Source organism: Myxococcus sp. AM010, from assembly GCF_013372585.1.
GTDB classification, from domain to species: domain Bacteria; phylum Myxococcota; class Myxococcia; order Myxococcales; family Myxococcaceae; genus Myxococcus; species Myxococcus vastator.
This window is the reverse complement of the sequence record NZ_JABXEO010000056.1, coordinates 13,706-25,966: the sequence shown is the minus strand read 5'-3', so window position 1 is coordinate 25,966 and position 12,261 is coordinate 13,706. Positions and strand designations below refer to the sequence as shown.

Genomic DNA, 12,261 nt, shown 5'->3' with positions numbered 1-12,261 from the left:
GTGGCAGGTGAAGGCTCTTCCACACCCCGGGAGGGACACATGAGGCGCTGGACTGGGTTGTTGGCGGTGGCCGCGCTGTGTGGCGCGGCTTGTGACGGAAAGAAGTCGACGGACAGGCCCACGCGGGCACAGCTGCGGAAGACGGGGGGGGCCACGGTGGAGGTCATCCCCTCCGACGACCAGCTCCCCTACTGCATGCTGTACACGGTGTCCGAGAAGGGCGTCATCCGGCAGCTCACGCTGACGCGGGAGAACCGCTCCATCCGCTGTGATGCGAACAAGCCCGTGGCGCACACGAGCTTCCGCATCCCCGTGCAGGAGGGGAAGGTCCGCATGTACATCTTCTTCTCCGACGAACGCATCCCCGCGGGCCCGGTGGCGCAGCAGCTCTACGAGCTTCGCGGCCAGGAGCGCATCAACGCCATGGACCTGCGCCTGCCCGGCCGCGTGTTCGTGGAGACGCTGGAGTTCACCCCCGAGGAAGGCGGCACGCCCGTGACGGGCACCGTGGTGGGCGCGGGGGGAGACCCCGAACCCGAGGACACGGGCGCCCCGGTGCTGTCGGATGGCGGCACCGAGGGCGGCATGGGCGCCATGGACGACGCGCCCTGAGCCGTGAAGCGGTGCGCCGGGGGACGCCCCTCCCCCGGCGGGCGGCGGCTCAGTAGGCCTCGCGCGCCATGGCCAGCAGGTCCGCCTGCGACACCTTCCGCGGGTTGCTCAGGTGCGAGGCGTCCTGGAAGGCCTTCTTGGCGATTCGCTCCAGGTCCTTCTCCTGGACACCCGCGTCGCGCAGCCGCGAGGGGATGCCCACCGCCGCGTTGAGCTTGCGCACCCGGTCGATGGCGTTGGCCGCGAGCACCTCTTCGCGCGCCTGCGTCGTGTCCCCCAGCGCCACCGCGACCCGGGCCAGCCGCGCCGTACAAACAGCGCGGTTGAACTCCATCACCACGGGCAGGACGATGGCGTTGGCCAGGCCGTGGTGCACGTTGGCCACGGGCGTGAGCGCGTGGGCCAGCGCGTGGCAGGCGCCCAGGCCCTTCTGGAAGGCCATGGCGCCCTCCATCGCCGCCACCATCATGTCCGTGCGCGCGGCCAGGTCCTTGCCGTCGCGCACCGCCGTCTCCAGCGAGCGGCCCACGCGGTGGATGCCGTCGATGGCCACCGCGTCCGCCAGCGGGTGGAAGCCATTGGCCAGGTACGCCTCCAGGCAGTGGGTGAAGGCATCCATGCCCGTGGCCGCCGTGACGCCCGGCGGCAGCCCCAGCGTCAGCTCCGGGTCGCAGATGGCGGCGCGCGGCAGCAGGTGCGGACTGAAGATGACCGTCTTGCGGCCCGTGTCCTCTAGCGTCACCACGCCCGAGCGCCCCACCTCGGAGCCCGTGCCCGCGGTGGTGGGAATCGCGATGAGCGGCGGCAGGTCATCGCGCACGTACTGGTCGCCGCCCTTCGCGTCGTCGTAGCGGCTGAGCGGCGGCTCGTGCGTGGTGAGGAGCTGAATCAGCTTGCCCGCGTCCAGGGCGCTGCCGCCGCCCAGCGCGACGATGCCGTCGCAGGCGTGGCTCCGGTACGCCTCCAGGCCCGCGAAGACGTCGCGCTCGGTGGGGTTGGGCTCCACGCGGTCGAAGACCTCGCAGGCCAGCCCCGCCGCCTTGAGCACGTCCGCCACGCGCGCGGCCAGCCCCGCCTTCACCACGCCCGCGTCCGTCACCAGCAGCGGACGCTGGATGCCCAGGCGCTGGGCCTGCGCGGGCAGGCGCAGCAGCGCGCCGGCGCCGAAGACGATGCGCGTGGGCCACGCCATCTCGGTGACGCGCGGCTCGGAGGGAAGGTCGAACGGCTTCATGGCGGCTGCCTCATTCGCGCTCATCAGATGAGCTCCAGGTAACGCTCCAACTCCCAGTTGGTGACGGCGCGCTCGTACTGACGCACCTCCCACTCGCGCGTGCGCACGAAGTGGTCCACGAAGCCGTCGCCCAGCAGCTCCCGCGCGCGCTCGCTGCCCTTCAGCAGCGCCACCGCGTCCTTGAGGTTGCGGGGCAAGGGCGGCGCGTCGTTCTTCGCGTAGGCGTTGGCCTCGCAGGGCGCGGGCGGCTCCACCTCGTTCTCGATGCCCCACAAGCCCGCGGCCAGGCTGACCGCCATGCCGATGTACGCGTTCATGTCCGCGCCCAGCTGCCGGTACTCCACACGCATCGCCTTGGCGTTCTCACCGATGACGCGGAGGGCGGTGGTGCGGTTCTCCAGGCCCCACGTCACGGTGGTGGGCGCCCAGGTGTTCTCCACGCTGCGCTTGTAGCTGTTGATGGTGGGCCAGTAGAGCGCGGTGAGCTCCGGCATCAGCGCCACCTGCCCGCCGATGTAGTGGCGCAGCAGCGTGCTCATGCCGCGCGGCGCCTTCGCGTCGTGGAAGAGGTTGTTCGCCCCGTCCAAATCCCACAGCGATTGGTGGACGTGCCCCGAACACCCGGGCAGCTTCGCGTTCACCTTCGCCATGAAGCACGCGGTGAGGCCGTGGCGGGCGCAAATCTCCTTCACCACCGTCTTGAAGAGCGCGGCCTTGTCCGCCGACTTCTCGATGTCGTCGTAGCGGATGGCCGCCTCGAAGACGCCCGGCCCCGTCTCCGTGTGGAAGCCCTCGATGCCCAGGCCGAAGGCGTTGCACCCGTCGATGAGCGCATGCACCAGCGGCGCGTTGAGCGACGTGCGCAGCCACGAATAGCCGAACATGCCCGGCGTCAGCGGCGTCAGGTCCTGGAAGCCCTTGTCCCGCAGGCTCTGCGGCTGCTCCTTGAAGATGAAGAACTCGTACTCCGCGCCGAAGCGCGGCAGGTACCCCAGCGCCCGCGCGCGGGCGGCCACCTTCTGGAGGAGCTGCCGGGGGCTCGCCTCGAAGGGCGTGCCGTCGGGGTTCTCGAAGTCGAGCAGGAACGCCGCGGTGTCCGGCTCCCAGGGGATGACGCGGCCGGTGGACAGGTCCACCTTCGCGTGGGCATCCGGGTAGCCGGTGTGCCAGCCCGTCACCTCGGTGTTGTCGAGCAGGTCGTCGCTCAAGTCCCAGCCGAAGACGACGTCACAGAAGCCCAGGCCGCCCTGGGCGGCGCCGAGGAACTTCTCCAGGGAGATGTACTTGCCGCGCCAGACGCCGTCGACGTCCACCGCGCCCACCTTCACCTTCTGGATGCCCTTCTCGTCCAGCCACTGGCGCAGCGAGTCCATGCTCGCCGCGTCCCGCGCCGCCGGACCTCGCGCGGGCGCACGCGACGCCTTGCCGCGAACCCGGCGGGCCATGGCAGGGTGGGTCAGGACCTTCGCCTTGGGTCGGGTCGGCATCGATTCAATCCCCTCTCTTGCTGGAAACGCCTGACGCCCGGGGCTCCACCCGCCGCCCGGCCATGCACAGACTGGGGACGATGGATGAGCAGGTGAGCCAACGGGCGCCGGTCATGTGGGTACCTCGAAGCACACGGGAGCGCTCCTCTGCGACTGGCCAGGAACGGACACGCGGGGCACGACACGGTAGGACTGAGAACGCAATGCGGCAACCTACGACGGTGAAGAACGTCCTCTTGCTGAAAGCCGGTGACGCGGCCCAGTCGGTGCGCGTCTGCATCGGCGACTACGACCGGTGGTTTCTGCAAACCATTGGACTTTCCGGCTACCGCTTCGACGTCGTCCCGGTGCACCAAGGCGCACCCTTGCCCACGCGCGCGGAGGGCTACGACGCGGTGATGATGACGGGCTCGCCGCTGTCGGTGACGGCGCCCGCGCCGTGGATGCGGCGCGCCGCGGACTTCATGGTGGAAGCCGGTGAGCGGGGCACGCCCGTGCTGGGCGTGTGCTTCGGTCAGCAGCTCCTGGCGCATGCGTATGGCGGCGGCGTCTCACGCAATCCCCAAGGGAGGGAGACGGGCAGCGTCGAGGTGACGCTCACCGAGGCCGGCAAGCAGGACCCGCTCTTCGACGGCGTGCCGGAGCGCTTCACCGTGCAGGCGACGCACGAGGACATCGTCTCGCACCTCCCCGACGGCGCCCGGGTGCTGGCGGGCAACGCGAACACGGCCGCGCAGGCGCTGGCCTTCCGCCCCAACGTGCGCGGCGTGCAGTTCCATCCGGAGGCCGGCGTGGACACCCTTCGCGCCGTCATCGAGGCCCGCCGGGAGGGTCTGGAGCGAGCCTCCGTGGCGCGCGGCGCCGCGCCCGGCGAACATGTCCGTCAGCTGCTGGCGGGCCTCACGCCCTCTCCCGCGGGCCGTAGAATCCTGCTGAACTTCCTCGAGCGCTTCCCCTGACCTGACAGAGGCCCCCGTGTCCCGTCTCGCCCTGCCGCCCCTGCTCCTCGCCCTGCTCACCACCGCGTGCTCGGAGGACTTGTGCACCCAGGCGCCCCGCTGTGACGGCTCGGAAGCGCTCAACTGCGAGCCGGAGTGCACGGTGGGCCCGTGCTCCAGCGGCCCCATCCTCCAGGAGTGCACCGAGCGCACGACGTGCACCGTCGTCCCCGGCGACCGCAATGACGCGCGCTTCTACCGCTCCCGCGCCGTGTGCGCCGTCACCCTGGAGGCCTGCGACCCGGCGACCGCGGCCCCGCCGACCTGCGGGAGCGACCGCTTCGTCACCGGCTGCAGCGCCTACCGCCGCGACCTCCGCGTGTCCTGCTCCCAGTCGGCGCTCTACTTCGCGCAGGTGCCCCCCCTGCTGCCAGGGCGTGGGCCCGGACGACGGCGGCACCGACGCGGGCACGGGCGACGGTGACGCGGGCGTCCCCGACGCGGGCACGGCCGACGCCGGGATTTGAGGTAGAGAAGAAGCCATGGCGTCGCGCTGGGACCACCTCTTCGACCTCAAACCGGTTTCCCTGCTGGAGCACCTCCTGGAGGAGGTGGCGAAGCTGCTGCACAAAGACCTGCAGCAGTGGCCCCCCCCCGTCGAGGAGCTGGACCTGGACACCGGGGGCCACTTCGCGCCGCTCTTCACGGAGCCCCGGCCCCGGCCGTCCGGCGCCGTCTACACGGAGGCCTTCCGGCTGGCCCACTGGGAGCTGGCGCGAGAGACGGACGCCTACGACGACTACATGCGCAACAAGCGCTACCTGGAGCGGGGCCTGGTGCCGGGCGACCGGCTGCCCCTGCTGCTGCTCAGCCGCTGGCTCACCGAGCAGATGCTGGGCCTGGGCGAGGCCACCGAGGGACGCGTCAAACGCAAGCACATGCGCGACTGCCTGGTGCGGCTCCAGTCGAAGCTCAGCGCCTTCCCGGTGCCCAGCGCCTGAGCCGCCACCAGGTCGCCCGGTGAAATGTTGAATGGGCACCATCCCCCTCCCAGGACGTGGGCGGGGCGCGCGCGCGTGGCGGCCCTTGTCACCGGGAGGGCACTGCCGTAAGCCAGACCGCATGTCGCCGCAGCCTTTGGACTCCGCCACCTCCGCCAACCGACGCAAGCGCCTGCTCCTCTTGGGCGCGCTGTGGCTGAGCATGGCGCTGGTCCTGCTGGCCTTCCGCTCGGTGGTGATGCCCTTCGCGGGCGCCGCGCTCATCGCCTACCTGGTGCAGCCGCTGGTGGGACGCATCTCCCGGGTGAAGGTGGCCGGTCGGCCGGTGCCGCGCTGGGCGGCGCTGCTGCTCATCTACGCCGGCTTCTTCGTGGGCGTGTACCTCTTCATCGTCGCGCTGGCGCCCCAGCTCTACCGCGAGCTGTCGCGCGTCAGCCGTGAGGCGGTGACGTTCGCCAACACGCTCACTCCGGAGCAGGTCCAGGAGCTCGCGCAGCGCTCGGAGACGTGGCTCAGCACGCGGGGCATTCCCGTGGCGCTCTCCAACCGCGCGCTGGAGGGCGCGGACGCGGAGAGCAGCAACAGCACCTTCGGCTTCGCGTTGGACCTGGAGCAGTTCCTGGGGGACGCGGTGAAGCGCGTGTCCATCCTGGTGCAGGAGAACCTGGGCGACATCGTCAACGTGTCCCGCAACATCGTCACCAGCGTGGCCACGGGCGTCTTCATGCTCTTCTTCGTGCTGATGGTGGCCGCGTTCTTCTCCATCGACGCGCAGGCCATCCGCCACTACTTCGGCACGCTGATTCCGCCGGAGTACGCCACCGACGCGCGGCAGCTGCTGGAGCGCATCGACCGCTCGCTGTCCGGCGTGGTGCGCGGCCAGGTCACCATCTGCATCGTCAACGGCATCCTGACGTTCATCGGCCTCTTGCTGTTCGGCGTGAAGTTCGCGTTCCTGCTGGCGACCATCGCCACCTTCTTCAGCCTCATCCCGATTTTCGGCACCATCCTCAGCTCGGTGCCCATCGTCCTCATCGCGCTGGCGGACGGCTTCCAGAAGGGGCTGGCGATCCTGGCGTGGATCATCGGCATCCACGCGCTGGAGGCCTACTTCCTCAACCCCAAAATCATGGGGCAGGCGGCGCACCTGCACCCCGTCATCGTCGCCTTCTCCCTCATCGCCGGAGAGCGGCTCTTCGGGCTGGTGGGCGCCCTCTTCGCGGTGCCCGTGGCGTCCGTCCTGGTGGCGTGCTTCGACTACGCGCGGCTCATGGCCCAGCCCGCGCCCGCGGTGGCCCTGGCCACGCCCGGCCCGCTGCCCGCCGAACGTCAGCCGCCCGCCGCCTGAGCCCTACTGACAGGCGGCGGCGCAGCGCGCTTCACGGCAGGTGGGGATGCAACGCCCGCAGTCGATGGAGCCCTCCGGGCAGCCACTGGTGCAGGGGGCGCCGCACGTCGGCCCTTCGTCCGCGTGCGTGACGGCGGTCCCCAGCCCACAACACGCGTTGGCCACGCAGTCGTCGTCCGAGTAACACGTCTGGTCGGACAGCACCGGGGGAACGTCCTCCAGCGGCAGGTCCTCCAGGCCGTCACACCCCACTCCACCGCCGCCCAGCGTCACCCCCAGCACGAGGGTGAGCAGGCGGAAACGTCCGTGTCTGAGCAATGGACACCCCTTGCCCGGACACTCTCTACCGGTTCATCGACCCGAGGAAGTCCGCATTCGACGGGGTGGGCCGCATGTGTTTGAGCACGAACTCCATCGCGTCGATGGGGGTGAACGGGTGGAGCACCTGCCGCAGGGCGGTGATGCGCACCAGGTCTCCCGGGCCGAGCAGCAGCTCCTCCTTGCGCGTACCGGACTTGTTGATGTCCAGCGTCGGGAAGATGCGCTTCTCCATCAGCTTCCGGTCCAGGACGATTTCGGAGTTACCCGTGCCCTTGAACTCCTCGAAGATGACTTCGTCCATGCGGCTGCCGGTGTCGATGAGCGCGGTGCCAATGATGGTCAGCGACCCGCCCTCCTCGATGTTGCGCGCGGCGCCGAAGAAGCGCTTGGGCTTGTGGAGCGCGTTGGCGTCCACGCCGCCGGACAGAATCTTGCCGGACGCGGGCACCACCGTGTTGTAGGCGCGCGCCAGACGGGTGATGGAGTCCAGCAGGATGCAGACGTCGTACTTCTGTTCGACCAGGCGCTTGGCCTTGTCGATGACCATCTCCGCCACCTGCACGTGGCGCGTTGCGGGCTCGTCGAAGGTGGAGGACACCACCTCGCCGCGCACGTTGCGCTCCATGTCCGTCACCTCTTCCGGGCGCTCGTCCACGAGCAGCACGATGAGGTACACGTCCGGGTGGTTGCGGCTGATGGCGTGCGCGATGTTCTGCAGCAGCACCGTCTTGCCGGCCTTCGGCGGCGCCACGATGAGGCAGCGCTGGCCCAGGCCGATGGGGCAGAACATGTCGATGATGCGCGTGGTCATCTCCGACGCCTCGTGCTCCAGCTTGAGCTTGCGCGTCGGATAGAGCGGCGTGAGGTTGTCGAACAGGATGCGCTCGCGCGCCGCGTCCGACATCGGGTCCGCGAAGTTGACCTTGTCCACCTTCTGGAGCGCGAAGAAGCGCTCGCCCTCGCGGGGCTGGCGGATGGGGCCCGTCACCGTGTCGCCGGGGCGCAGGTTGAAGCGGCGCACCTGCGACGGGGACACGTAGATGTCGTCCGGGCTGGGCTGGTAGTCGCTGTCGGCGCTGCGCAGGAAGCCGAAGCCGTCGCTGAGCAGCTCCATTACGCCTTCCGCGTGGACCTCGAAGCGCTTGTCGGCGATGCCGCCCAGCAGCGCGAAGATGAGGTCCTGCTTCTTCAGGCCCTGGTACCCCTCGACGCCCACGTCGTGCGCCATCTTCGAGAGGTCGGTGATCTTCATCCGCTTCAGGTCATTGAGCTTGATGACCTGCATGGGCTCGCCGTCGCGGGTGACTTCCGTGATGGCGGGGGCTTCGGGCGGCTCCGGAGGCGGCGGCAGGGTGGCGGCCGGCTCTTCGGCCTCGCCAGAGATGCGGGCCTCCTGGAGGTCGTCGTCCCGCACCGGGCGGGAGATGGGGGTGAGCACCGGACGGGGCGGCTCGGCGGGGGCCTCCTCGACCTCGGCGCTGGGCTCGTCGTCGCGGCGGGCGGCGCTGCGACGGGCGCGCGGGGCGGGCTTTTCGGCCTCGTCCCGCTCCACCGTCTTCGCGGCGCGCTTGCGGCGGGGCTTCTCCGTGTCCGCCTCGACGGGGACATCGGTGTCAGCAGCCTTCTCTCTCGAAGTACGGGCTTTACGCATGTCTGTAACGCTTAGGGAGGAGTGATGCGCCCGAGGACTCGGACAGGTGGAATGGCGGGGGGAGACGTCCGCGCAGCCCTCGGAAGCACCTTCCAGGAGGACGGCCCCGCCGGAATCCCAGGAAGGGACTGCGCGGGCGTGAGCCTTGTGGTTGGGAGAAGAGTCGGCGCCGTCGGATACACCTGCGCCATGAACCGCGAGGGACGTTATTGACCCCCTCCTGGCCTGTCAAGGCATCTTGAAGGCCGCGGTTGCATCGCTTCCAGCTAAGCAACACGCCCCCCCGGGCCCTCATTTCCAGCCGGCCGTGCGGGCCTTCCGGGGCCGGCGACCGGACCTTGTCAGTCGGAACCGTAGAGTGGCCGCCTTTCGAGGCACGCGCCGCCGCGCCGTGTTTTGGAGTAAGGACCGCGAACCGTGGACGACTTCCAGAAAGCCGCAGCCCGAGCCCGTGAGCTCCACCGTGAGCTGGCGCACCACAACTACCGTTACTACGTCCTCGACTCGCCCGAGGTCAGCGACGCGCAATACGACACGCTGATGCGCGAGCTGCAGGACCTGGAGGCGAAGCACCCGAGCCTCCAGACGCCGGACTCGCCCACCCAGCGCGTGGGCGGCGCGGCGGCCGAGGCGTTCGGCGAGGTGGTGCACCGGGCGCCCATGCTCTCGCTGGCCAATATCTTCGAGGACCAGGGCCTCATCGAGTTCGACGAGCGCATCCGCAAGCTGCTGGGACTGCCAGGCGTCGCCTACGTCTGTGAGCCCAAGCTGGACGGGCTCGCCATCGCGCTGCGCTACGAAAAAGGCGCCTTCGTCCAGGGCGCCACCCGGGGCGACGGCACCACGGGAGAGGACGTCACCGGCAACCTGCGCACCATCCGCAGCCTCCCCATGTCGCTGTTCCCCCAGGACGGGGTGAAGGTGCCGGACGTGCTGGAGGTGCGCGGCGAGGTCTTCATCCGCAAGAAGGACTTCCAGAAGCTCAACGAGAAGCGCGAAGAGGAAGGTGAGCCGCTCTTCGCCAACCCACGCAACGCCGCCGCCGGCAGCCTGCGCCAGCTGGACCCGCGCATGACGGCCGCACGGCCCCTCTCCGTGTTCCTCTACGAATGCGTCCCGGGTGAAGGCGTGCCCGGCTTCAAGACGCACATCGAGAAGCTGGAGTACCTCAAGACGCTGGGCCTGCCCATCAACCAATACCGCCGCGCCGACGGCCTGGAGGGCGTGCGCGAGGCCTATGACGCCTCCCTCAAGGGCCGCCACGAGCTGCCCTTCGAGGTGGACGGCATGGTGGTGAAGGTGGATGACGAGGACCAGCGCAAGCGCCTGGGCCAGGTCTCCAAGAGCCCCCGCTGGGCGGTGGCCTACAAGTTTCCGCCGGAGGAGGAGTCCACGGAGGTGATGGACATTGGCATCCAGGTGGGCCGCACGGGCGCGCTGACGCCGGTGGCGCACCTCAAGCCGGTGAAGGTGGGCGGCGTGACGGTGGCACGTGCCACGCTGCACAACGAAGACGAGCTGCGCCGCAAGGACGTGCGCAAGGGCGACACCGTCTTCGTGCGCCGCGCCGGTGACGTGATTCCGGAAATCGTCTCCGTCGTGCTGTCCAGGCGCCCCGCGGACTCCGCCCCCTTCGAGTTCCCCAAGCACTGCCCCGTCTGCGACGCGGTGGCGACGAAGGACGAGGACGGCGCCATCATCCGCTGCACGGGCGCCTCGTGCCCCGCGCAATTGGTGGAGAAGATCCGCCACTTCGCCAGCCGCCTGGCCATGGACATCGAAGGCCTGGGCGACAAGCTGGCCGCGCAGCTGGTGTCCACCGGCAGGGTGAAGGCGTTCGCGGACCTCTACGCGCTCACCAAGGAGAACCTGCTGACGCTGGAGCGCATGGGCGACAAGAGCGCGGACAACCTCGTCGCGTCACTGGAGCGCTCCAAGCAGACCACGCAGCGCCGCTTCCTCTATGCCCTGGGCATCCGTCACGTGGGTGACGCCACCGCCAAGGCGCTGGCGGAGGCCTTCCCCCAGTCGGAGGCGCTCTTTGGTGCCAGCCTGGAGGACATCTCCCGGGTGAAGGACGTGGGCCCCATCATGGCCCAGGTCATCCACACCTTCTTCCAGGAGCCCCAGAACCAGGAGGCCATCCGCGCGCTGCTGGCGGCGGGTGTCACGCCCGCGGCGCCCCAGGTCGCCACGGGAGGCCCCTTCGTGGGCAAGTCGGTGGTGCTCACCGGCGCGATGACGGGTATGACGCGGGAGCAGGCCAAGGAGGAGGTCGAGCGCCGGGGCGGCAAGGTCGCCGGAAGTGTCTCGCGCAAGACCGATTTCATCGTGGCCGGCGAGGATGCGGGCAGCAAGCTGAAGAAGGCCCAGGAACTCGGGGTAAGAATCCTGGACGAGCAGGCGTTCCTGCAGATGCTGCAGACGAACGCCTAGAGGATGGGGCGGTCCATGAGTGGCACGCGGCGAGCTTCGCTGCGCATCGAAGGCAAGGTGCAGGGCGTCTTCTTCCGGGAGAGCGCCCGCGTTGAGGCCACACGCCTGGGTCTGACAGGCTGGGTGCGCAACCGGCCGGACGGGGCCGTGGAGGCCGTCGTGGAAGGGGAGCCCGCCGTGCTCGAGGAATTCATCCGCTGGTGTCACCGCGGTCCGCCGCAGGCCCGGGTTTCGGGCGTTCAGCGCACGGACGACGAGGCCACCGGCCAGTTCAGTCAATTCAACGTGGAGCGCACGTCATGACGCCCTACGCGCTGGCCTCCCTTCCGGCCATGCTGGGTATCCGGGCCGGGTCCAAGGTCTCCGTCATCAACCCGCCGCGGGGCTTCGTGCAGAAGCTCAACCCGCTGCCGGATGGGGTGGAGTTCCTCATCACCGCGGTGACGGGCCTGGATGTCATCCTCTTCTTCACCCAGGACCCGCAGGAGCTGGTGCAGCGGCTGCCGGCCCTGGCCCGCGCCATGGCCCTCACCGGCGGCATCTGGGTGTGCTGGCCAGGAGGCGAAAATGCCCGCCGGGGCCTCTCCGAGGACTTCGTCCGCCACGCGGCCCTGGACATCGGTCTGGTGGACAACAAAATCTGCACCATCGACGCCACCTGGACAGGCCTCCGGCTGGTGCGGCGGCCCCGAGGGCGACTGGACAAGCCAGGGGAGCGCAAGCAAGCCCCTGCCCAGGCCTGACGCCCTGCCGGGTAGCCGCCCGGCATCTGCCTGACAGTGAATGGATGCCGTTTCTCGGCTTTACACACCCGGGGGGCCGTGAAAAACTCCTCATGTTTCTGGACGGTTGTGTGACGCCCCGCGTTGTCGGGGGTCAACGTCTGGTAGGGATTTTGACGGGTTGCGTTCCCGGCTCCTCTGGCCGCGTCAGCCGCACCGAGGCTCCAGTCGCCCCCCCAAGGTGGCCCACGATGGGCACCGACCGGGTGTGGATAGAAGAGCGGGCGGCACGTGCGTCGTGGGGAAGCTCGAACGCGTTGTGAAGACAAGGCCTCGCCCGGCACGGTGCCGGTCGCAATGCGGGGCGCCAATGAACTCGGAGGAGCAGGCGGTGGTCCCCTCGGTCCTCGACAGCGCGCCCCCAGCCGTGCCCGGAATGCCCGGGCCGGTGGCGCTCGCTGTAGGCCCGCCGGAGGCCGCCTCTCCCTTCGCAGCGCGCTCGGAGGCGCGG

Annotated in this window: 12 protein-coding genes; 8 read left to right on the top strand and 4 right to left on the bottom strand. The window is 69.7% G+C overall.

The window, feature by feature from the left end:
- Positions 1-39: 39 nt before the first annotated feature.
- Positions 40-612 (top strand): hypothetical protein, encoded by a 573-nt coding sequence (locus HV826_RS23660; protein WP_176419275.1) that lies wholly within the window; start codon positions 40-42, stop codon positions 610-612.
- Between the two features lie 49 nt (positions 613-661).
- Here HV826_RS23660 and HV826_RS23655 read toward each other — a convergent pair whose 3' ends face one another.
- Positions 662-1,846, bottom strand: coding sequence for an iron-containing alcohol dehydrogenase (locus tag HV826_RS23655; RefSeq protein ID WP_176419274.1), 1,185 nt, complete (start codon positions 1,844-1,846; stop codon positions 662-664).
- 23 nt (positions 1,847-1,869) lie between these two features.
- Positions 1,870-3,333 carry a glutamine synthetase family protein gene (locus HV826_RS23650; protein ID WP_255208261.1) on the bottom strand — a complete coding sequence of 488 codons (1,464 nt, stop codon included), beginning with the start codon at positions 3,331-3,333 and terminating at the stop codon, positions 1,870-1,872.
- 203 nt (positions 3,334-3,536) lie between these two features.
- Here HV826_RS23650 and HV826_RS23645 point away from each other — a divergent pair, with 203 nt between their 5' ends.
- The 4 genes from HV826_RS23645 to HV826_RS23630 all read left to right on the top strand — a co-directional run bounded on the left by HV826_RS23645 (position 3,537) and on the right by HV826_RS23630 (position 6,620).
- On the top strand, positions 3,537-4,292 hold the full coding sequence (locus tag HV826_RS23645) for a glutamine amidotransferase (protein ID WP_176419273.1): 756 nt from the start codon (positions 3,537-3,539) through the stop codon (positions 4,290-4,292).
- A gap of 16 nt (positions 4,293-4,308) precedes the next feature.
- Positions 4,309-4,755: a hypothetical protein gene (locus HV826_RS23640; protein ID WP_255217377.1), complete on the top strand. Its 447-nt coding sequence runs from the start codon at positions 4,309-4,311 to the stop codon at positions 4,753-4,755.
- A 58-nt stretch (positions 4,756-4,813) separates the two neighbouring features.
- Entirely contained in the window at positions 4,814-5,272 is a 459-nt protein-coding gene (locus tag HV826_RS23635) for a hypothetical protein (RefSeq protein ID WP_176419272.1), read from the top strand.
- A gap of 121 nt (positions 5,273-5,393) precedes the next feature.
- The gene (locus HV826_RS23630; RefSeq protein ID WP_176419271.1) at positions 5,394-6,620 is read left to right on the top strand and encodes an AI-2E family transporter; all 1,227 of its coding nucleotides are present in this window, start codon (positions 5,394-5,396) and stop codon (positions 6,618-6,620) included.
- 3 nt (positions 6,621-6,623) lie between these two features.
- Here the strand turns inward: HV826_RS23630 and HV826_RS23625 are convergent, their stop codons facing one another.
- Both HV826_RS23625 and rho read right to left on the bottom strand, forming a co-directional pair.
- Entirely contained in the window at positions 6,624-6,938 is a 315-nt protein-coding gene (locus HV826_RS23625; RefSeq protein WP_176419270.1) for a hypothetical protein, read from the bottom strand.
- A gap of 25 nt (positions 6,939-6,963) precedes the next feature.
- Entirely contained in the window at positions 6,964-8,592 is a 1,629-nt protein-coding gene (gene rho, locus HV826_RS23620; protein WP_176419269.1) for a transcription termination factor Rho, read from the bottom strand.
- Positions 8,593-9,009: 417 nt separating this feature from the next.
- Between rho and ligA the strand changes: the two genes are divergently transcribed.
- The 3 genes from ligA to HV826_RS23605 are packed head-to-tail and all read left to right on the top strand — an operon-like array spanning position 9,010 to position 11,771.
- Positions 9,010-11,028 (top strand): NAD-dependent DNA ligase LigA, encoded by a 2,019-nt coding sequence (gene ligA, locus HV826_RS23615; protein ID WP_176419268.1) that lies wholly within the window; start codon positions 9,010-9,012, stop codon positions 11,026-11,028.
- 3 nt (positions 11,029-11,031) lie between these two features.
- Positions 11,032-11,331 carry an acylphosphatase gene (locus HV826_RS23610; protein WP_176419267.1) on the top strand — a complete coding sequence of 100 codons (300 nt, stop codon included), beginning with the start codon at positions 11,032-11,034 and terminating at the stop codon, positions 11,329-11,331.
- On the top strand, positions 11,328-11,771 hold the full coding sequence (locus HV826_RS23605; protein WP_176419266.1) for a DUF3052 family protein: 444 nt from the start codon (positions 11,328-11,330) through the stop codon (positions 11,769-11,771). Before HV826_RS23610 ends, HV826_RS23605 begins: the two co-directional genes overlap by 4 nt.
- Positions 11,772-12,261: the final 490 nt, after the last annotated feature.

Excerpts from the sequence above, each read along its gene's own strand:
- HV826_RS23645 (WP_176419273.1), top strand. The coding sequence starts at position 3,537 with ATGCGGCAACCTACGACGGTGAAGAACGTCCTCTTGCTGAAAGCCGGT.
- HV826_RS23630 (WP_176419271.1), top strand. The coding sequence starts at position 5,394 with ATGTCGCCGCAGCCTTTGGACTCCGCCACCTCCGCCAACCGACGCAAG.
- rho (WP_176419269.1), bottom strand. The coding sequence starts at position 8,592 with ATGCGTAAAGCCCGTACTTCGAGAGAGAAGGCTGCTGACACCGATGTC.
- HV826_RS23655 (WP_176419274.1), bottom strand. The coding sequence starts at position 1,846 with ATGAAGCCGTTCGACCTTCCCTCCGAGCCGCGCGTCACCGAGATGGCG.
- HV826_RS23650 (WP_255208261.1), bottom strand. The coding sequence starts at position 3,333 with ATGCCGACCCGACCCAAGGCGAAGGTCCTGACCCACCCTGCCATGGCC.
- HV826_RS23605 (WP_176419266.1), top strand. The coding sequence starts at position 11,328 with ATGACGCCCTACGCGCTGGCCTCCCTTCCGGCCATGCTGGGTATCCGG.
- HV826_RS23660 (WP_176419275.1), top strand. The coding sequence starts at position 40 with ATGAGGCGCTGGACTGGGTTGTTGGCGGTGGCCGCGCTGTGTGGCGCG.
- HV826_RS23610 (WP_176419267.1), top strand. The coding sequence starts at position 11,032 with ATGGGGCGGTCCATGAGTGGCACGCGGCGAGCTTCGCTGCGCATCGAA.
- HV826_RS23635 (WP_176419272.1), top strand. The coding sequence starts at position 4,814 with ATGGCGTCGCGCTGGGACCACCTCTTCGACCTCAAACCGGTTTCCCTG.